This is a genomic window from Novosphingobium gossypii (genome assembly GCF_050433305.1).
Classification (GTDB): domain Bacteria; phylum Pseudomonadota; class Alphaproteobacteria; order Sphingomonadales; family Sphingomonadaceae; genus Novosphingobium; species Novosphingobium gossypii.
The window spans coordinates 263,531-284,139 of the sequence record NZ_JBNPXM010000004.1 but is presented as its reverse complement, the minus strand read 5'-3'; the positions used below and the strand labels follow the sequence as shown (position 1 = coordinate 284,139).

Sequence of the window (20,609 nt, the reverse complement as noted above, 5' to 3'; positions counted from 1 at the left end):
AGAGTTCTTGAGGGATCAGCGGGCGACCGTGCGCGGGTCGACGACGGCGCCGACAAGATCGACGGCGATGCTGGCGATGACGTAGAAAAGGGCGCTGATGATGGTGATGCCGATGACCACGGGAACGTCGGTCGTGTTCGAGGCATCCACCAGCAGGCGGCCGACACCGGGACGGGAGAACAGCGACTCCGTGATCGCCGCCCCCGCGATCAGCGCAGCCAGGAAGAAGCCCGACAGCGTGATGACCGGCATCAGCGCATGGCGCAAAGCATGGCCGAAACGGGTGCCGAGGTCAGATAGACCCCGCGCTCGGGCGGTAAGGATGAACGGCTGCTCAAGGACGTCTTCCAGTTCCTGACGCAGCACCTGCGCCAGCGTCGCGGCCATCGGCAGGGCCAGCGTCAGCGCCGGAAGCACCAGCCCGGCCAGCCCCGGAGCATTCGCCACCGGCAGCACGGGAAAATAGAACGCGAAGACAAGCAGCAGCGCGATGCCGATGACAAAGACCGGCATGGCGACAAGTACCAGTTCACCGACCGAGGCCAGCGTACCGATCCAGCCTTGCTTGCGGCGAACGGTCAGCGTGGCCGACGCGATCGCGAGAACGAACGCCAATACTGCAGATGTCAGGCCCAGTTGCAGGGTCGGCCAGATCTGGTCGCCGATCGCTTCGCTCACCGGGATGCGAAGGCGATAGGACTGGCCGAGATCGCCATGCAGCAATCGCCAGAGCCAGTCGCCGTACTGGACGAGGAAGGGACGATCGAGGCCGTACTCAGCCCGCACGGCGGCGATCTGTTCCGCCGTGGGCATGGCATCCGGGCCGCCAAGGATAGCGATTGCGGTATCCCCGCTGGTCAGATGCATCATGATGAAGGTCAGCGTCGCCGCTCCCCACAGCACAATGGCGCCGGTGAACAGGCGGCCGGCAAGGAAACGGGGCAAGTTCATGAGCTGCTCTCCGCGAGCCAGGCCGTCGTCAGGAACGGCATGTTGTGGGATGTGTCGTAGACCATGCCGCGCAGCGAGCGGCGGTAGGCGATGAGCGTGTGGTTCTCGTAGAGCGGCACCGCAGGCATCAGCGTGGCAAGCCGTCTCTGCGCAGCGGCATAAAGCCGCGCCAGTTCAGCCGGATCGCTGTTCGCACGGGCGGCCGAAAGCAGCACATCCAGCTGCGCATCGTGCAGCATCGCCGTGTTCTGGCCGATGAAAGCCGGCGTGCTGATCTGCTTGCCGTGGTAGACGATGAACAGCCCGTCCGGCGTATTGGTGTGCCAGTAGCCGGGGCCCAGCGCCTGATAGGCGTTGCGCTTGCGCCGGTCGGTCAGTTGCGGCGTCGTGACCTGTTCTATGTCGAGCTTGAAGCCGATCCGCTTCACATCGGCCTGCAGGGCAACGACGACAGGGCTCAGCATTGCCGCCTCGGTCAGCAGGACCGTGGCCTCCAGCCGGTCGGCTCCACGGGTGCGGTAGCCGTCTTCGTCGCGGCCCGTCCATCCGGCGCGGTCTAGCAGGCGTCCGGCCCGCTCGAGGTCCGCCCCCCCTGCCCGCACGCCGAGATCGGCGTAAGGCGTGTTGGCGGACAGGAAGGCCCCGGTCGGCGCGAACTCGCCGAAGCCACTCATCCGCGCGATCCCCGTGCGGTCGATGGCGAGGGCGAAGGCCTGCCGCACGACGGTATCGTCGAACGGTGCGCGTGATACGTTGAAGGTGATCGCGCGCGTCGGATTGCCGAGGTTCACGCGGTTGCCCAGCACCAGTTCCGGATTGGCCCTGATGTCCCGCGCATTCTGCGGCGGCGCATCGATGGTCAGCTGGTACTGGCCCGAAGCCAGCGACACGTAACGGATCAGCGCTTCGGGCACGAAGCCCACCTCGATCCGATCGATATAGGCCGGGCCCTTGTGCCGCAGGAACTCAGGTGCCCATGCGTAATCGGGGCGCTTGGTAAAGACGATGCCCTCCTGGCGCCGATAGCTGGTGACGACGTAAGGGCCGGAACCGATCGGATGGCTGGCGATCTCCGCAGGTGATTTCTTCAACACTGCGGGCGAGAGCATCCCTAGCCAGCTCTGGGCCAGAACGTTCAGGAACGGCGTGTAGGGCTCGGACAGCCGCGCCTCGAAAGTGTATCGATCGACCACGCGCCCACTCTGGTAGGGCGCGATGTAGGCGGTGGTCATCGCCGCGCGCGTCTTCGGATCGCGCACGCGGTCGAGGTTGGCGCGCACGGCTTCGGCGTCGAAGGGCGTACCGTCGCTGAAGGTAACATCGTGACGCAGATGGAAGGTGTAAGTCTTCCCGTCCTGCGAGATGTCCCAGCTTTCCGCCAGCCAGGGCGTGATGTTCCCCTTGTGGTCAAGGTAGACGAGGTTGTCGAACATTAGCCGCCCCAGCCACTTCGGGTTGGTCGCCGCGATGGTCTGGAGATCGAGCGTACCGGTATCGCTGGCTGTCGAAATACGCAGCGTGCCGCCGGGACGGCCGCTTTCGGTTTCCACGTAATCGCTGCGATCGTACGTGAAGGCCTGGCCCGACGACGCCCGCGCCGGATCGGCCTGCGGCGTGGCAGCGGGCGCGCAGCCCGTCAGCAGCAGCGCCCCCAGAAGGACGGCGCGGCTCACGACCGGCCCTCCACCCAGGCGGCCGTCAGAACCGGCGTGTTGTGCGAAGTGTCGTAGAGGACGCCATGAACCGCACGTCGGTGAGCGGTGATCGTGTGGTTCTCATAGAGGGGTATGCCGGGTGCGAGCCAGACCAGCCGCCGCTGGGCAAGTGCATAAAGATGGCGGCGTTCGGCGGGATCCTGGCTCTCGCGCGCGGCTTCCAGCCAGGCGTCGATCTGCGGATCGCGCAGGCGCGACACGTTCTGGCCGATCCGCTTCTTCGAGGCGACCTCTGTGCCCTGGTAATTGATGTAAAGCGCATCGGGCGTGTTCGTGTGCCATACGCCGCCGGCAAGCGCCTGATAGTCGTTCGCCATGCGCCGCTTGGTCAGCATGGGCAGGGTCAACTGGACGATCCGGAAATCGAAGCCGACCGCCCGTGCATCGGCCTGAAGCGCGACGATGACGGAACTGAGCATGCCGGATTCGGTGATGAGGATATCCGCGCCCAGGCGCCGGCCTGCCTTGGTCCGATACCCTTGTGCATCGCGCCCGATCCAGCCGGCCTCATCCAGCAGGCGTCCGGCGCGCACGATATCCTGCCGCAGCCGGCCCGCTGCGCCGGGATCGTAATCTGCAGTGTTCGACGCCAGGAAATCCGTCTTGGGGCGGAACTCTCCAAAGCCGTTGGCCTTCGCGATTCCGTTGCGCCCCACCGCGAAGGCCAGAGCCTGCCGCACGCGAATGTCATCGAAAGGCGCGCGATCGACGTTGAAGTTCACCGCGCGCGAGATGATCCCCGTCCGCACCCGATTATCGAGTACGAGGCTGCTGTCCGCCCGGATCGCAGCGGCATTCTGCGGCGGCGCATCCATGGTGAGGTCGTATTGCCCGGATGCCAGCGCGGTATACCGGATCAGTCCTTCAGGCACGAAATCCACGTCGATCCGCCCGACATAGGCAGCCCCGGCATGACCGATGAAAGCCGGGGCCCAATCGTAATTCGCGCGGCGAACGAGGCGGATGCCCTGCTGGCGGCGATAGGTCTCGACCATGAAGGGGCCGGAACCGATCGGGTTCGAGGCGATGGTCTTGGGCGCTTCGCGAATCTGCTTGGGCGAGATCATTGCTAGCCAGCTTTGCGCCAGCACGTTGAGGAACGGCGCATAAGGCGCGCGCAGAGTGGCCTGGAAGGTATAGCGATCAATCGCCCGACCGCGTTCGTATGGAGCAATGTAGGCTGCGGCGAGCGGTGACTTGGTTGCCGGGTCGCGCATGTGCTCAAGGTTCAGGCGCACCGCCTCGGCGTCGAACGGGGCACCGTCGCTGAACGTAACGCCCTTGCGCAGATGGAAGGTGTAAGTCCTGCCGTCCGGCGACACATCCCAGCTTTGTGCCAGCCATGGGCTCGGTAAGCCCTTGTCGTCGAGATATATGAGATTGTCGAAGATCAGTCGTCCCAGCCACTGGGCGTTGCCGTGCGAGATCGAATGAAGATCGAGCGTGCCAGTGTCGGCCGCCGCCGAGACACGCAGGATGCCGTCGCGCTGCCCCGGTTTCGCGGGGTGATCGGTTTCCCGGTAGTCACCCTGCGACAGCGCGAATCCGGCATCCTGGTGTGCCGCCCGAGGCGGCGCGGCGCATCCCGCAATGGCGCCGGCAAGAGCACCCGTCAGGATGATGCGGGATGCGCCGCCCACGATCATCGGCCCAGCTTCACGGAAATGCCGCCGATGATGGAGAACCCGTCGCCCGGGTTGGAGCGGCGCCCATCGAGACCCGCCGCGTTGTAGACCGGCGATACGGCCGCAACGTAGCCCTTGTCGCCGATGTTGCGGAAGTCGATGAACGCGCTCCAGTCCGCATCCTTTGGCGCGTAACCCAGCGTCCCGCCAAAGATCACGTAGCTGCGCGTCTTGAAGCTATTCGCGTAATCCACGTAATAGGCACTGGACGCCTGCACATCTCCCGAAACGTAGAAGCCCGAGGAGTGATTGAAGCTCAACTCGCCCTGGTAGAAATGCGGCGGCAGGCTGGGCAGCGTGTTCTTGTCCCACTGCGCATCGTTGCGAAAGTGGAAGTCGCTGTAGGTATAGGCATGCCGGGTGGAGATGTTCGTGCCCGGATCGCGGGAAGCGCGCCACAGCGTCGTTTCGAAGCCTGCCTCGATGCCCTGGTGGATCGTCGGGCTGGCGTTGGATTCGGCGGTGATCAGCACCGGGGTCTGCTGGATGACCACCGAGAGCAGTTCGTTCTTCACCCAGGCGCGGTAGGCGCTGATTTCCCAGTTGCCGAAGATCGGCGACGTACCGCGGGCGCCGATCTCTCCGGTCCAGGCAGTCTGGTCCTTGAGCGCAAGCCCGCGCACCGGCTGCGTGATCGCCGGACCGCTGATGAAGGTGCCCGCCGCCGTGCTGAGGTGCGACCAGTCGTTCGCGGGCTCCACCGATCGGCTGAAGTTGCCGTAGAGCTGAATGTCCGGCGTCACCGCGTATTGCAGGCCCGAACGGACGGTATAGTCCCAGCTGTTACGGCTGTAAGGCTCAGTTGGCAGGAAGATCCCTGATCCCACCGCCGTCTCGTATGTCGCCGGATAGACGACCTTTGTGGCGCGGTAGATGTTCAGCAGCGCGCCGCCCAGCGTCAGCTTCAGGCCGGGCGCCGGCTCCGACGTGTTGTTGATGTGCAGGTTGCGGTCGGCACCGTCGTAATGCGCCGTGCGCAGCAACGTGCCTGCCGTGGTCCTCGATACGTGCGGGCCGCCCGTCGCGGGGTCCACGGTGTAGCGGTTGTAGGTCTTCTGCCAGGCCCTGACATTGTCGGAGGTCAGCAGGCCGATCCGCGTCACGCTGTCGCGGCCGAACAGGGTGTCGCTGCGGGTATAGTCGATCACGCCGCTCAGCGTCGTGTAGCCCCATTTGGCGATGTTCTGGCTGCGGATGTCGATGGGATAATCGTGATAGACGAAGCCGACCGACAGGTTTGAGTCGTCTCCCAGCGTGAAGGTCGTCTTGTTCGCGATCCACCATGAGCCGGGTTGAATGCGCTTGGCATCTCGCGCCACGTTGGCCGGTTCGGCCGTGCTAGGATTGTTGCTGATCTCCGCACGGGTCAGCGAACCAGGTGTCTCGTTCGCCGTCTCGCGATAACGGACGTAGAAGCGCGTCTCGATATCCGGGGTCAGCTGGATGCCGATGTTGCCCAGCACGCCGAAGCTGCGCCCTTCGGACTGCTGCTGAAACCCTTCGCGGTGCGAGTAGGTGGCGCTGACGTAGTAATCGACGTTGCCGTACTGCCCGCCGCTGGCGAGCTGGCCTTTCTGGTAGCCGAACGAGCCGCCTTCGACCCGTGCCTCCAGCAGCCTTGCGTCATCGCGGCCTGTCTTGGTGACGTAGTTGATCGCGCCGCCAAGGTACGACGATCCCTGATCGAACCCGTTCGCGCCGCGCAGCACCTCGGTGTACTTGAGGCCAAGCGGCTCGAACAGTTCGTAAGGCGTGCCGCCCGGCCCGGTGACGGGCAGTCCGTCGAACTGGAACAGGATGCCGGTGCGGAAGAAGTTGGTGCCACGGTTCACGGCGGAACCGCGGATCGATATCTTCAGACCATCGGCGCCACCGGCAGACTGCGCGAAGACGCCCGGCTGGAATGCCAGCACGTCCTGGTTGGTCAGGACACGGCCCTTCTCAACCTCGGTCTGGTCGACGATACCCGCGCCGCCAGGAATCTCGGAAATCTGCTTGCGAGCGGCATCGATCGTGCTGGAGCCGGTAACAACGATGGTGCCGGCCGGATCCGCATCGTCGGCAGCGGCGGGCGCAGCGACGGCCGCTTCCTCCGCGTGGACGCCGTTCGTCCATGCGACGGCTAGCGCCAGTGCGGACGCAGCATGGGTCAATCTGACGGTAACTGCTGATCTGGGAAAACTGGATCGGAACTTGAACGACATGAGCAAACTGCCCCCCTTGGAACCTGATGTCTGCCAGCATCCGGTGGTGGGGTCTGCGGCCGCATTCAAAGGGCCATATCCCTACCGTCTTGATCAATAAATGATTCCTTACTGATTTGATAGAGAATCTAGCATGACGGACTGTGTCGACAGCATAGCTTCTTTATCTTGTTGATTTAATTCATGTTAATTGACTGCCCAGGCACGCCGACAAGTTCTCTGTGTGCCTTTACAAGGCGCATAATCCGACTTTATCAATCAATGACTCCATGCAGCAGGGGCAGGATCGACAGTGAAAGATGAGCAGCCGCAGAACTGGTCGGCGGGCGAGGCGATCGTCGCGCTCGGGATCGACAAGGTGCGCGCGCCGGCGATCCTTAAGCGGGTCGTGGCGCAGACGCTGCGTTACCGCTGGCGCTTTACCGTTGCGATGAGCGCATGTCTGGGAGCCGCACTGGCGAACCTTGCGCTGCCACGCTTGCTGGGTCGCGCCGTGGACCAGACGGTCGAGATCGTTGGCCGCCAAGGCGCAGGCACTGAACCTCTCACTCCCGTTGCCGGGACCGCCGCGCTGCTGATCGGCGCCAGCGCCTTGCGCGGCGTTCTGCAGATGACCGCAGGCTACAATGCCGAAGTCGTCGGGCAGAGCGTGGGCCGCGATTTGCGCCTTGCGTTCTTCGAGAAGCTCCAGCGCCTCGACTTCGCTTTCCATGACCGCATTCACTCGGGCGACCTCATTACACGCGGGATGCTCGATCTGGAGGGCGTGCGCGGGTTCCTTGAACTCGGGCTGCAGCGGATCGTGCAACTCGTCCTGCTGGCAGGCGTAGGCGGCTGGCTGCTGTTCGACCGCGATCCGGTGCTTGCCTCGGTGACGTTGCTGTTCCTGCCGCTGGTCGCGCTCCTTGCCGGACGCATGGGCCTGCGCCTTCGCCTCGCCTGGACACGGTTGCAGGAGCGCATGGCAGTACTGACCCTTGTCATGGAGGAGAACCTGCAAGGCGCCCGTGTGGTGCGTGCCTTTCCTGCGCGCGCGCACCAGATGGCGGCGTTCGACCGGGCGGGAAACGCGGCGCTGGCCTACGCCAACCAGCGCATCCGCATCCGCTCACGGTCGATGTCGCAGATCAACGGCGCGTATTATTCGGCGATGCTGCTGGTGCTGTGGCTGGGTTCCCATCGCATCGCGGCAGGCGCCATCACCATCGGGCAACTTGCCGAGTTCCTCGCCTTCATGACCATCCTGCAGATGCCGGTGCGCCAGACCAGCATGATAATGAACGCCGCCGCGCGAGCGGTTTCATCCGGCGCACGCCTGTTCGAGATTCTCGACCGGGAGCCGGTCATCGCCGACGCACCCGGCACGAGGGCGCTGGCACGGGGTAACGGCGAACTGCGCTTCGATAACGTTTCGTTCCGCTATGCCGACGATGCGCCGTGGGCACTGCGGGGCGTGAGTTTCGCGGTCGGGCCGGGGCGCACACTTGGCGTGGTCGGCCCCGCCGGAGCGGGCAAGACCACCCTCGCCCACCTAGCCGTGCGGTTCTACGATCCGCAGGAAGGCCGGGTTCTCGTCGATGGACAGGACGTGTGCGCGGTCACGCTCGAATCGCTGCGCACCACTGTCGCTCTGGTGGCGCAAGACGTGTTCCTGTTCGACGACAGCGTCGAGCGCAACATCGCCTATGCCGAGCCGGAAAGCCGCCGTACCGACGTGCGCGCAGCGGCGAGGACGGCGCAGTTGCATGACCATGTCGAGAACCTGCCCGCCGGATATCGCACCGGTATCGGCGAGCGTGGGTCGCGCCTTTCGGGGGGCCAGCGCCAGCGCGCTTCGATCGCCCGCGGCCTGCTGCCCGACGCCGCCGTGCTGGTGTTCGACGATGCGACTTCCGCCGTCGACGCCGCGACCGAACACCGCCTGCGCCACGCCCTGCGTGCAGCAACCGGCGACAAGGCGACGATCATCATCTCGCACCGCCTTTCCTCCCTCATGCACGCGGACGAGATCATCGTGCTCGACGAAGGCCGCATCATCGAGCGCGGGACGCATGCGCAGTTGCTCGATGCCGGAAGTTACTATGCCACCCTGCACAAGCTCCAGACAAGCGCGCCCGATGCCGGAAGCGACCGCAGTCGCGAGGAGATCGACGCATGAACGCGATCACCGCCACAGACCCCGACCGGATCGCGGCTCGCGAGGAGCGCGACGAAATGTTCGTGCCGATCACCTCGGGCGTCGTCGAACGCCTCGGCCCGGTCATCCGCCCGCACCGGCGTCTGGCGCTGGCTGCGCTCGCGACGATCCTGCTCTTCGTCGGCGCGCAGTTGGCGATCCCACTGCTCATCAAAGCCGCAGTGGACAGCCTGACCGGGCAGGCGGGCAGCTGGGCGCTATCATCCATCGTCACCGCATTCGCAGCAGTGATCGTGCTCAACAGCCTGACGAACTACTGGTCCGACGTCACCGCCGCGCGTCTCGCCCAGCGCATCATTTTCGACTTGCGACGCGCGATGTTCGAGCATCTTCAGCGCGTCTCGCAGAGCTTCATGGACCGCAGCCACGTCGGCCGCATCATGTCGCGTCTGCAGGGCGACGTGAATGCGCTGCAGGAGTTCTTCGAGACGTCGGTGCCCGCCGTGGGCGATATGGCGCTGCTGGTCGGCATCGTTGGCGTGCTCTTCGCGCTGGAGTGGCGACTGGCGCTGCTTACGCTGCTGCTGGTGCCCGTGCTGCTGGGCGTCAGAGCCCTCTGGCTGCCACGGGCGCGGGTCGTGTTCACTGCCGCACGCGATTCATCTTCGATCGTGAACGGTGCCCTGGCAGAGAACATCAACGGCGTGCGCGTCGTTCAGGCTGCGCGGCGCGAGGCGATCAACCTGGCCGATTTCAACCGCAAGGCCACCGACAACCGGGATGCGCAGGTCACCGCCGCGTGGATGGCGCAGATCATGGTGCCAACGATCGACACCCTGACCGGAATCGCCCTTGCCATCGTCGCGCTCGGTGGCGCGTGGTTGGCGCTCGGCGGAGGGACCGACATCGGCGTCATGGTCGCCTTCATCTTCTACGTGCAGCGTTTCTTCGAACCGGTGCGCACGCTCGCCCAGCAGTACACCGCCGCCCAGCGCGCTACGACGGCGGCGCACCGCATCTTCGAAGTGCTCGACGTGCCGGTGGAGATATCCGAGCAACCGTTCGCACCGCCGCTGGAGGCGAAGGAGCCGTCGATCTCACTGCGCCAGGTGACCTTCGGCTATCGCGCCGGGCAACCTATCCTCAGGGACTTCTCGCTCGACATCGCCCCGCACGAGGTGGTCGCGCTGGTCGGCCCGACAGGCTCCGGCAAGAGCAGCATCGCCGCGCTCATCTGCCGCCTCTACGATGTATGGCAGGGCGCCGTGGTGATCGGCGGACAGGACGTGCGCAACGTCCGCCAGCAGTCCATCGCTCGAAAGGTGGTCATGGTGTTGCAGGAACCGTTCCTGTTCACCGGCACCATTGAGGAGAACATCCGCTTCACGACGCCGGATGTCAGCCACGAGGACATCGTGCGCGCGGCCAGAGCCGTGCAGGCACACGACTTCATCGAGGCGCTGCCCAACGGCTACGCAACGATGCTCGACCAGCGGGGCCAGAACATCTCGGTCGGCCAACGCCAGCTCATAAGCTTCGCCCGCGCCCTAGTGGCGGATCCCGCCGTGCTCATACTCGACGAAGCCACCGCCAGTATCGACAGCTTTGTCGAGGCGCAGATCCAGCAGGCGCTGCGCGTCCTCATGCGCGGGCGCACCAGTGTGCTTATCGCCCACCGCCTGGCCACGGTAAAGGATGCCGACCGCATCGTCGTCCTCAGGGACGGCGCGATACTCGAACAGGGATCGCCCCAGGAACTGCTTGAGCGCGGCGGCCTCTACGCCGACCTGCACCGCCACAATTACGCATCGTTCGACGAAATCTGAGATTTCCGGTTTTCAAGGAGAAACGGTAATGACTGCATTTTCCCGCAGCGTAATCGGCAAGCAAGGCTACGGCTGCATGGGCCTTTCGCACAGCTATGGTCAGGCAGAGGATGAGGATTCGATCCGCACGATCCACCGTGCTCTGGATCTTGGCGTCACCCTTATCGACACCGCCAACGTATATGGTCAGGGCCATAACGAGGAACTCGTCGCTCGCGCGCTCGAAGGAAAACGCGACGAAGTTGTGCTCGCCACAAAGTTCGGCCTGCGGTTCGGCGACGATCCGGAGAGCCGTCACGTCAATGGAGAGCCGGCCTATGCCCGCCGCCGCATCGAGGAGAGCCTGAAGCGCCTGCGCACTGACCATATCGACCTGTACTACCTCCACCGCGTCGATCCGCTCGTCCCGATCGAGGATACCGTGGGCGAACTCGTCCGCCTGAAGGATGAAGGTAAGATCGGCGCCATCGGCCTGTCGGAAGCGCCCTCCGACGTGATCCGCCGTGCGCATGCAGTGCACCCGATCGCCGCGCTGCAAAGCGAATATTCGATCTGGGAGCGTACGGTGGAGGAGGATATCCTTGCAACGACGCGCGAACTGGGCATCGCTTTCGTCGCTTACAGCCCGCTCGGCCGCGGATTCCTGGCGGGCAGCCGCCCGACAGAAGAGAACGACCGCCGCCACCTGCCCCCCCGTCCAGGCGGATGCGCTGCAGGCCAACAGCCTCCGGTTCACCGTAATCGAAGGTGTCGCGCAGCGCCTTGGTTGGACCGTGGCACAGGTCAGCCTCGCATGGCTGCTCTCGCGCGACGTGGTACCTATCCCGGGGACGCGCCGCATCGCCAACCTTGAGGCCAACCTCGATGCCAACGACCTCGTCCTCGATGCCGCGACACTGGCCGAACTGAACGAAGCATTCCCGATCGGAACCACGGTAGGATCGCGTTATCCGGTGCAGATGCGTACCACGCTGGAAGCCGTTGGCGTGCGCTGAAGCGAGGCTTGCACAGGGTCAAGATTAATTGTCTACTTCTAAAATAGACAATATGTTCTCTTGTCGTGGCGTTCACTGCGCCACGACAATCTTCCGGAGCCGACCGATGAGTGCCCGTCAGCAAAAGCCATCCTTGCCCAACGAAATGGCAGCGCTCCCGGTCCCGGTCGGGCGTCGGATCGCCCATCACATGCAGCGCCGCGCACTTGACATCGATGCCCTTGCTGCACGTACCGGGCTGGATGCCGATGGGCTCGTCCGGATCATTGATGGCGAATGGCAGCCCTCGATAGATCTCCTGTGGAAGATCGCCAATGCTCTCGACGTACGGCCGGGATCGCTCGTCGCCTACGGCTACACCCCCGAATTCGCCCTGTCGCGGGCCGGGCACGAGCCCCGGTTGCTATCGCCGGACGGTGCCTATGTCTCCCGCGCGCTGTCACCCTTTCAGTGCGGCAAACCCTTCGAGCTGTATGGAATAGACATGGCGTCGGGCAGCTGCCAGCAGTTCGAGGCGCACCCGCCCGGCACCTTTGAAACGCTGACGGTCCATCGGGGGCACGTTGAGCTCGTAATTGGAAAGGAGCCCCCTCGCCGGCTGCGCACCGGAGACTGGGTCCAGTTTCAGGCAGATGTGCCGCACAGCTACCGCAACCTCGGCGGCAGGACGGCCAGCCTCTACCTCGTCATTGCCTATCAATTGGCCGGGAACGCCTGAGCCGCACAGCCAGCCCCGCAATTGCACTTACGCGCCCGGAGCACTATGGAACGCCGCGTCAACGGGGTTCCATGCTTTCCAACAAGTCCAAATACGGGCTCAAGGCCCTGATGTATCTCACCGGCGCGGAGGGCCCGCTGCTGGCGAACGACATCGCCGTCACCAACACCATTCCGCGCAAGTTCCTTGACGTCATTCTTCTGGAACTGAGCCGGGCGGGCTTCGTCAACGGCAAGAAGGGGCGCGGCGGCGGCTATGTGCTGGCCCGACCGGCTGAACGGATTAGCGTGGGCCAGGTGATCCGCGTCCTCGAAGGCTCTTTCGCGCCTATCGCCTGCACCAGCCGCACCGCCTACAAGGCTTGCGCGGATTGCCCGGACGAAGCCGCATGCCGCATCCGCGACCTCATGCTGGACGTCCGCGATCAGATGTCCATGGTGCTCGACAACACAAGCATAGCGGCCCTCAAGGCGCGCCAGACACGCGGCGAGCGAGTTTTCTAGTTTCCGCCCTTCTCTCGTCGAGCAACTTCGATCTTCCACCGATTGCTCCGTAGTTTCTTTGGGGCGATCTATGACAGACATGTTCAGAGCAATTCTGACGGCCTTCCGCCGGCTAATCCCGCGCACCGGACAATCTGCGGAAGAGCATCGTGCCCTCCGGGCGATGCAGGGTCAGCCCCTCCGCCGAAATTTCCGCGACCACACCGGTCAGGTCGGCAACCCCAAAGTCGTTGGGTATCAAGTTGAACGTTGCCACACTCCCTGCCCGCGCATCGAGCGGCAATCGCTCGGATCGCAGACGATAGCTCGGCATCGCGAAGGTCACGAAACGCGGGGCACGCGTTTCGTCTGCAGAAAGCTGCCATGCGGTGCCATTGGTGTAATCCTCCAACGGCTCGCCACTGTCGAAATCGATCCGGAAATCGACGCCCGGCACGTCGGCTCCGTTTGGAGCCACGACCCTCAGCGCAAAAGGCTCACCGGGAGCATCGGCAATGGGCCCGGCAACGATGGTCGGCGCGATAGGGCGCGGATCGCTGGTCAGTTCGACATGGTCACCCGCCTGCTTCCAGCGCCCCTTCGCGCGCTCGTCGAGCGAGCCGACCGTCAGGGCATATTCGAACGTCCCGTCGTCGTTGAGCCGTATCCCCGACACCAGTTCCATTTGCGAATGCACGTATTCGCCCGCCACGGACGCGGCGCCCGATGATGATGCGGTATCGGAGCCGGTCTGCGCAGAAGCCGGTCGGGCGAGGCATAGCGATATCATGAAGACTGCGCAGCATCGCGCGACTGTTCCGGATGAAATAGCCAAATCCAAGTCTCCCGTCAGTCACGCCGGATGTTTCACGACAATCTGGCCCGAGACCTTCGATCAACGCAAGTCCCTCCCGATGTCGGCACGTCCGACCGCCCCTTTCAAATCGTTCCGAAATCTTGCTGACCTACTGGTCTTTTCAATCCGACTTCGACACTGTGCGACTTCGGAATGCGAAGACGAAGGGGAAGTCGGTGCGTAAGAGGTACTTTGGCTGGGCATCCTTGCTTACCTGTGTTGCCGCCCCACTCGCGGCGCAGGAAGCGCCCATTCCCACGACGCCGAACGCACAGGGCGACCTGTCGATCACCATCTATAACGGCGACGTGGCGCTGGTGCAGGACATTCGTACCCTGAACCTGGGCAACGGGCGCGTGCGTCAGGACTTTCCCGACGTCAGCGCCCAGATCCGTCCTGCGACGGTTTCGCTTGCCGTGGCCGATGCGGCAATCGTGGAACAGAACTTCGATTACGACCTGCTCTCCCCTTCCAGCTTGATGGAAAAAGCGGTCGGGGAAACGATCACCCTGATCCGCACCAATCCCGCCACCGGCGCCGAGACACGCGAACGAGCGCGCGTGCTGGCGGTGAACGGCGGCGTCGTGCTCGATATCGGAGGGCGCATCGAAGTGCTGCGCGATGATGGGCTTCCGGTTCGCGCCGTGTTCGATCGGGTGCCTGAATCCCTGAGGGCGCGCCCGACACTCTCGGTCACGCTGGCCAGTGCGCAATCGAGATCGCGACCGGCTACGCTGTCTTACCTCACGGGCGGTCTGCGCTGGAACGCGGACTACGTGGCGCTGTTCGATGACAAGACCGGAAAGATCGACGTTCAGGGCTGGGTGACGCTGCAGAACAGCAGCGGCACGACCTTTTCCAATGCGAAGACTCTGCTGGTCGCGGGGGATGTCGGAAGCTCCAGTGACGGGGAGATGTACATGCCGCAACCGCGCCGCATTACGCGTACCAGCCCCGGCACCGAAAGCGCCTCGCGCGAACAACTCGGCGACTTCTACCTCTACCCCCTGGCGGAGCGGACAACGATCGCGGACAAGCAGACCAAGCAGGTCAGCTTCCTGGACGTGAAAGGCGTCACCGCCAGTTCGGGCTATCGCTTCGAGAACGGCTGGCTCGCCAGCGCGGATGAGGCGCGCAGTGCACAAAGCGTCCTCAGCTTCGCCAACTCGGGCGCGGGTGGCCTTGGCGATGCCCTTCCCGCAGGAACCGTGCGCGTATACATCCGGGACACGCGCGGGCAACCGCAGTTCACCGGCGAAAATACCATCGGCCACACGCCACAGGGTTCCACCATCGCCCTGCCGACCGGCGATGCCTTCGATGTGAAGGTGCAGCCCGTCCTGGTCGCCCGAACGCGTATCAACCCCAACCGCTGGCGCACCCAGATGCGCTATCGCCTGACCAACGCGCGTGCGCGCGGCGTGACGGTGGAACTGGTACAGGGCGGACTCGACTGGAACGATACGCGGATCACCGAAGAGAACCGCAAGAGCGAGCGCCGCGATGCCGGCACCGCCGTGTGGCTGGTGCCGGTTCCGGCAAACGGGGAAGCAGTGGTCACCGCCACGTTCGACTCCCGTTACTGATGACCCGGCTCCAGCTCGCCGTCGTCCTTGCAGCCGGGATCGTACCATCGGCGGGCATGGCACAGGATACGCGGACCGTCGTCTCTGCCGGTCCAGCACGGGTCGCACTGACTGTCTATCGCGCAGCCTACGCCCGGGGCGAGATCGACCGGGCAAACCCGCGCGGCTTCGCGATGATCACCGAAACCCGTAAGGTCCGCCTGCCACGCGGCCGCGCAGAGCTTCGGTTCGAGGGCGTCGCCGAAGGCATCGTTCCAGTCAGCGCGGTGATCGAGGGGCTGCCCGGCGGCACGATCGAGAAGAACCGCGATGCGCGTTTGCTCTCGCCTGCTTCGCTGGTCGATGGAACGCTGGGCCGCGAGGTGACGATCACCCGCACGGACAAGGCGACCGGCCGCACGACCAGAGAGGAAGCCACGATCGTCGCTGGCCCACCACAGGGCGTGATTCTTCGCACCGCCAGCGGTATCGAGGCGCTGCGATGCTCCGGCTTGCCCGAGAAGCTGGCATTCGGCGGCGTACCCGCCGGCCTGTCGAGCAAACCGGTGCTGAGTGTGACGACCGACAGTCCCTCTGCCCGTACGGTGACGGTGCGGCTCAGCTACCTTGCCTCCGGCTTCGACTGGCGCGCGAGCTATGTGGCGACACAGGCCGGTGATGGCCGCAGCCTGGACCTGTTTGCGTGGCTGACGCTGGCGAACGGCAACGGGCAGGCGTTTGCCCAGGCCGAAGTGAATGCCGTCGCCGGCCGCCTCAACCGCGTCGCAACGCCGCAGATGCAGGCCGCGATCGCGCGCCTGCGCCTCTCTTGCTTCCCCCTTGGAACGACCACATCCGACCTCGTCGCGCAAAGGGCGCCGCAGCAGGAGATCATCGTCTCGGCGCACCGGCAGTTCGAGGGGGCACCAGCGCCGTTGGCCATGGCCCCTCCGCCGCCACCGCCGCCCCCACCTCCGCCGCCTCCGCCCGAGGATCTGGGCGACCTGAAACTCTATCGCGTACCGGAACGGGTTACCGTTGCGCCGCGCGCGCAAAAGCAGGTCGCGCTGCTGGCACGCGGGCACATCCCGTTCGAGCGCCGCTATCGCCGGGCCGTTTCCCCATGGCAGATGCTGAACGGCGCGCCGACCACCATCGTGGTGGTCTTGCGAAACGAAAGCGCAGCAGGTCTTGGCCTCGCCCTGCCCCAAGGCACAACCGCGCTCTATGCGCAGGGACCAGCAGGGCGACAGCTTCTGGGCCTGGGCACGCTGACTGACCGGGCGGAGGGAGAAACCTTCCGCCTCTCCGCCGGGACAAGCACGCAAGTCCTGGTGACCCAAAAGCCGCTGACGCAAAAGGAAAGGCTGCTGACCATTTCCAATGCCAGCCGCTTCCCTGTGGCGGTAGAAATTCCGATAGGCTCGCCCGGACAGAAGATCATCGCGCAGGACAAAAATCTGCCGCAGACGGACGGCATCACCACATGGTCACGATCGCTTGCCGCCGGGGAAGCGGCCCAGTTGCGCTACAGCTACTGAGGCAGCGCAGTCCGTGCGCAATCCGGGCACTTCTTTTTATGGACGGATCGCGGAAAGATCATCATCCTATACGCAATCGCCGCGCCGCTTCGAAGCGATTGTCCGGGTGTGCCAGTTCAAGATGGTCGCGAAGCGTCCGACCAGAGTATTCTGAACGAAACAGACCGCGCCGTTGCAGCTCAGGAACCACCCCCTGCAAAAACCGCTCGGCGCCTCCTGGCATGTAAGGCGGCATGACGACAAAGCCATCTGCCCCGCGCGCCCCGATCCATTCTTCCATCATGTCAGCGACAGTCGATGGCGACCCTACGAATTTGGCAAACGCAAGCCCCTTGGCGTAACTGCGCCCCAGATCGCCCAAGGTCAGGCCCTGCTCCATTGCATTTTTCAGGACGACTTCGAACCGCCCTTTGCTGCCGCGTATCCGATCGCGAATGTCGGGCACCGGGTCGTCGATCGGATGGACCGAAAGGTCGTAGTTCATGCTGCCGGACATGAAGCTCAGTCCCGTCTCGGGAACAATGAGTGCATCCAGTTCCGCTTCCAGTTCCCGCGCTTCGTCATCGCTGTCGGCAATGATGGGAACTACGCCAGGCAACACCTTCACGGCATCCGGAGATCGACCCGCCGCCGCGACTTGCGCCTTGAAATCTGCGTAAAAGGTCTGTGCCTTTGCCAACGTGGACTGTACCGGGAAGATGACTTCGGCATTCTCAGCCGCCAAAGCCTGAAAAGCACCCGATACACCGGCCTGGATCAGTACCGGATGACCCTGAGGCGGTCGTACCGCGCCCAGCGGCCCTTTTACCTTGAACCATTTACCTTCGTAGTCCGCGTAATGAACACCCGAAGCATCGGCGTAGCGCGCCGCGGCCTTGTCCGCGATGATCGCGTCCTCGCTCCAGGTGTCCCAGAGAAGACGAACAACGTCGATAAACTCCGCAGCGCGTTCGTAGCGTTCGGCATGGCCGAAGTGTTCCGATCGGCCGAAGTTGCGCGCTTCTCCATCGTTAACCGATGTGACGGCATTCCATGCCGACCTGCCCCTGCTGAAGTGATCTATGGACGCGAACATGCGCGCAGCGTGGTAGGGCTCCGAATAACTGGTCGATATGGTTGCACCCAGACCGATGCGTTCGGTTGTCATGGCAAGGGCGGACAAGAGCGTGATCGGCTCGACATGGATCGCCGGACGCAGCTTTACGGCAGCCTCGAAAGAACTGCCATAGATGTCGTCGATCGCGAGCTTGTCCGCAACAAACACCATGTCGAGCTTGGCGCTCTCTGCCGCTTGCGCAATCCGGGTGTAGTTTGACACGTCGAACGGATTGCCATGTTCGGCCAGCGGATGCCTCCAGCCGGCCAGATGCGATCCTGACAGCGATAGAAAAAGCGCAAGATGCACTCTGTCGTCTCCTTTAGAACTTGAAGCCGACACGGGCGTAGTAGAACCCGCCGTTCAAACCGAACGGAGCAAAGCTGCCATATGCCCCCGATCCATCCCACGCGATCAGGCCGTTGCGATCAGGGTGTGCATCGAACAGATTGTTCGCTCCTACCGCCAGGTCCAGCGCAGGCGTCAGTTGGTATCCGACTTCGGCATCGGCAATCCACTTGGCCCCGAACGTCCGGTCAGACGCGGCTACGTTGCTGGATTCTGTATATCCGCCAAAGCGCGTCGCACGTACCAGCGCCCTCACCGGGCCGCTTGACCAGTTGGTTGTCAGAACCACCTTGCTACGCGGCAGCGCGACCACCAGGTCGCGCTGAGCCTGGCGTCCGAACAGCGTGACGTTGAGACTGCTAAGTTCGGCAGGGTTGTCGATCACCTTCTGTATTTTCGTTCGATTGTAGCTGTAGGCCGCACTCAACCGGAAAGTGCCCAGGGAATCTGTATCCAGCGAATACTCGCCCACCACATCGATGCCGCGGGTACGGGTGTCGATGGCGTTGGTGAAGAACTGGGCGCTGTCTACGTCGTCGACGCCGTTAGCCTGAAGAATCGCCGCGATTGCAGCCCCGCCGTTGGACGCCGTACCCAGAAACTCCGTTTTCACGATCCGGTCGTCAATGCTGATCTGATACGCATCGACCGTCAGACGAAGCGGGCCGTTTTCGTAAGTCAGCCCTCCGGTGAAGTTCAGGGACTTTTCCGGCTTGAGAGGTTTTGCCCCCAGCGCCTGCGCCGCCACCGAATTTACGGGCAGGAATTTGGAAATCGTATTCACCCGGTCGTTGCCGATGATCGTGACGGTGTTCTGGGTCGTCGAGAAGCCGGTCTGCGCCAAGGATGGCGCACGAAAACCGGTGTTGACGCCACCGCGCAGCGCCAGTCCGGGCGCCAGCTCAAGTCGGGTGGATGCCTTGGCGGCAAAGGTGTTTCCGGCGCTGTCCGAATAGTGCTCGAAGCGGCCAGCCAGGCCAATGAACCAGCCCTTGGTGACATCCGCCGCCAGATCCAGATAAGCGGCGACGTTGTTACGGCTGATGCTGGTCTCGTCTGCAGGCGACGTGCCTGTGAAAGACACCAGCCCGGGCGATGGGGAACGCCCGCCATAGAGTTGGCCGAACGGTGTGCCATCAACCGGAATGACATAGCCTCCATCCCGATAGCTGTCCGGCTCGCCGGCGATGTTCTGGAACCGCTCCCACCGATGCTCGACGCCAAACGCAACATTGAGCGGCTTGGCGAAACCGACGTCGAATTCCCGACTGACATCGACATTGTTGACCCAAAGGTCCTGCTTCTGCCGGCCCATGAAGAAAGATGTCGGGCTGGTCGGTCCCAGAGAGGGGTTGAGCGCGTTCTCTGCCCCCAGCTTCACGGCATCGCGTCCGTAGCTGGTGGATACGTCGAGCGCCCATTCACCCAGCTTGGTGCGCAGGCCCACTGCAGCTTGCCAGTCCCATTCCCAGATGCGGCGATAGGCCTGAAATCCCGCCGGATATATCTGCGGAAGCACCGACGATGCAGAGCCGGTCGCCTGCCCGCCATATCCCGTAGCAGCAGCAGTGTAAGCGCCGCGGGCATCCGCGATGTTGCGATAGCTCAGCGTCGAAAACGAATAGAGCGTGGTATCGTCGCCGACCGGCAGTTCTGCATTGTAGCTCGTGTTGACGATCTTATCGCGATTGGAGCGACCATAGCCACCTGCCAGCAAATGGTCGGCGCTCGCTTCTCGTGGGTCGGGCTGACCATTCACCAGCGGATAGACATAAGGGATCTCTTCAGCGACCGAACGGGCGCGGTCATGGTATTTCGCTTCCACGGCAAGGCGCACAAAGCCGCCATCACCAAGCCCCGCGCCATAGGATCCGGCGACCTGATACAGTTCGCCACCACCCTTGTACTGCTGGCCACCGGTGATCGACACGTCACCGCCTTGTGCCGTGTTGTCGAGGATGATGTTGATGACGCCCGAGATCGCATCCGAACCGTACTGCGCTGCCGCACCATCGCGCAGAACCTCTATGCGGCCCACCCCACTGGTCGCGATCAGGTCGATATCGACCGGGGTGGAGCCACCCGATACGCGCGAAAGGTTATTGATCAGGGAAGTGGTATGGCGACGTTTGCCGTTGACCAGCACGAGCACGTAGTCGCCTGAAAGGCCGCGGATCGCGATCGGGCGAACACTGGCCGAGGTGCCGCCGCCGCCCAGTGCTGGCATCGTCAGTGAGGGTATGATGTTCCCCAGGATTTCCTTGAGGCCGGTGCGACCGGTGGACTTCAGCTCTGCCGGGCCGATGACATCGACGGGAACCGGACTATCAGCCACCGAGCGCTGGGTGTGACCACGCGCTCCGGTAACGATGATGGCATTATCGGCTTCTGCAGCATCGGCAGGAGCTGCTTCGTCAGCGTGCGCAGCAGCAAATGGCAGGACGGAAGTGCCGGCGAAGAGCGCGACGGAGAGAGCGATTTTCACGGAAT

At 63.8% G+C, this 20,609-nt stretch carries 15 protein-coding genes; 8 read left to right on the top strand and 7 right to left on the bottom strand.

The features are described 5' to 3' along the window. Positions 1-15: 15 nt before the first annotated feature. From GGR40_RS10605 to GGR40_RS10590, 4 genes are read right to left on the bottom strand one after another with little or no spacing between them, the layout of a single operon-like run. Complete coding sequence (locus GGR40_RS10605; protein WP_429276208.1) at positions 16-951, bottom strand: ABC transporter permease; 936 nt, start codon at positions 949-951, stop codon at positions 16-18. Then, the gene (locus GGR40_RS10600; protein WP_429276207.1) at positions 948-2,624 is read right to left on the bottom strand and encodes an ABC transporter substrate-binding protein; all 1,677 of its coding nucleotides are present in this window, start codon (positions 2,622-2,624) and stop codon (positions 948-950) included. The genes GGR40_RS10605 and GGR40_RS10600 overlap by 4 nt, the downstream gene beginning before the upstream one ends. Further along, positions 2,621-4,306 (bottom strand): ABC transporter substrate-binding protein, encoded by a 1,686-nt coding sequence (locus tag GGR40_RS10595; RefSeq protein WP_429276206.1) that lies wholly within the window; start codon positions 4,304-4,306, stop codon positions 2,621-2,623. The genes GGR40_RS10600 and GGR40_RS10595 overlap by 4 nt, the downstream gene beginning before the upstream one ends. 2 nt (positions 4,307-4,308) lie before the next feature. After that, a complete protein-coding gene (locus GGR40_RS10590; RefSeq protein ID WP_429276205.1) occupies positions 4,309-6,504 on the bottom strand; it encodes a TonB-dependent receptor family protein in 2,196 nt (731 codons plus the stop codon). A gap of 343 nt (positions 6,505-6,847) precedes the next feature. Here GGR40_RS10590 and GGR40_RS10585 point away from each other — a divergent pair, with 343 nt between their 5' ends. The 6 genes from GGR40_RS10585 (at position 6,848) to GGR40_RS10560 (ending at position 12,734) form a co-directional block, all read left to right on the top strand. Continuing rightward, positions 6,848-8,713, top strand: a complete 1,866-nt coding sequence (locus GGR40_RS10585) for an ABC transporter ATP-binding protein (protein WP_429276204.1) — start codon at positions 6,848-6,850, stop codon at positions 8,711-8,713. After that, the gene (locus GGR40_RS10580; RefSeq protein WP_429276203.1) at positions 8,710-10,518 is read left to right on the top strand and encodes an ABC transporter ATP-binding protein; all 1,809 of its coding nucleotides are present in this window, start codon (positions 8,710-8,712) and stop codon (positions 10,516-10,518) included. Before GGR40_RS10585 ends, GGR40_RS10580 begins: the two co-directional genes overlap by 4 nt. Positions 10,519-10,546: 28 nt before the next feature. After that, positions 10,547-11,371, top strand: a complete 825-nt coding sequence (locus tag GGR40_RS10575; protein WP_429276202.1) for an aldo/keto reductase — start codon at positions 10,547-10,549, stop codon at positions 11,369-11,371. Next, positions 11,259-11,513: an aldo/keto reductase gene (locus GGR40_RS10570; RefSeq protein ID WP_429276252.1), complete on the top strand. Its 255-nt coding sequence runs from the start codon at positions 11,259-11,261 to the stop codon at positions 11,511-11,513. Before GGR40_RS10575 ends, GGR40_RS10570 begins: the two co-directional genes overlap by 113 nt. A gap of 106 nt (positions 11,514-11,619) precedes the next feature. After that, positions 11,620-12,231 carry a helix-turn-helix domain-containing protein gene (locus GGR40_RS10565; RefSeq protein ID WP_429276201.1) on the top strand — a complete coding sequence of 204 codons (612 nt, stop codon included), beginning with the start codon at positions 11,620-11,622 and terminating at the stop codon, positions 12,229-12,231. Between the two features lie 71 nt (positions 12,232-12,302). Next, a complete protein-coding gene (locus GGR40_RS10560; RefSeq protein WP_429276200.1) occupies positions 12,303-12,734 on the top strand; it encodes an RrF2 family transcriptional regulator in 432 nt (143 codons plus the stop codon). A 112-nt stretch (positions 12,735-12,846) separates the two neighbouring features. Here GGR40_RS10560 and GGR40_RS10555 read toward each other — a convergent pair whose 3' ends face one another. After that, positions 12,847-13,425, bottom strand: coding sequence for a hypothetical protein (locus GGR40_RS10555; RefSeq protein ID WP_429276199.1), 579 nt, complete (start codon positions 13,423-13,425; stop codon positions 12,847-12,849). 320 nt (positions 13,426-13,745) lie between these two features. Between GGR40_RS10555 and GGR40_RS10550 the strand changes: the two genes are divergently transcribed. After that, entirely contained in the window at positions 13,746-15,155 is a 1,410-nt protein-coding gene (locus GGR40_RS10550; protein WP_429276198.1) for a DUF4139 domain-containing protein, read from the top strand. Continuing rightward, a complete protein-coding gene (locus GGR40_RS10545; RefSeq protein ID WP_429276197.1) occupies positions 15,155-16,675 on the top strand; it encodes a DUF4139 domain-containing protein in 1,521 nt (506 codons plus the stop codon). The genes GGR40_RS10550 and GGR40_RS10545 overlap by 1 nt, the downstream gene beginning before the upstream one ends. A 61-nt stretch (positions 16,676-16,736) precedes the next feature. Here GGR40_RS10545 and GGR40_RS10540 read toward each other — a convergent pair whose 3' ends face one another. Next, a complete protein-coding gene (locus tag GGR40_RS10540; RefSeq protein WP_429276196.1) occupies positions 16,737-18,080 on the bottom strand; it encodes an LLM class flavin-dependent oxidoreductase in 1,344 nt (447 codons plus the stop codon). 13 nt (positions 18,081-18,093) lie between these two features. Next, positions 18,094-20,604: a TonB-dependent receptor plug domain-containing protein gene (locus tag GGR40_RS10535; protein ID WP_429276195.1), complete on the bottom strand. Its 2,511-nt coding sequence runs from the start codon at positions 20,602-20,604 to the stop codon at positions 18,094-18,096. Positions 20,605-20,609 lie beyond the last annotated feature (5 nt).

Coding starts and splice junctions, on each gene's coding strand:
- GGR40_RS10545 (WP_429276197.1), top strand. CDS start 15,155: ATGACCCGGCTCCAGCTCGCCGTCGTCCTTGCAGCCGGGATCGTACCA.
- GGR40_RS10605 (WP_429276208.1), bottom strand. CDS start 951: ATGAACTTGCCCCGTTTCCTTGCCGGCCGCCTGTTCACCGGCGCCATT.
- GGR40_RS10560 (WP_429276200.1), top strand. CDS start 12,303: ATGCTTTCCAACAAGTCCAAATACGGGCTCAAGGCCCTGATGTATCTC.
- GGR40_RS10575 (WP_429276202.1), top strand. CDS start 10,547: ATGACTGCATTTTCCCGCAGCGTAATCGGCAAGCAAGGCTACGGCTGC.
- GGR40_RS10565 (WP_429276201.1), top strand. CDS start 11,620: ATGAGTGCCCGTCAGCAAAAGCCATCCTTGCCCAACGAAATGGCAGCG.
- GGR40_RS10580 (WP_429276203.1), top strand. CDS start 8,710: ATGAACGCGATCACCGCCACAGACCCCGACCGGATCGCGGCTCGCGAG.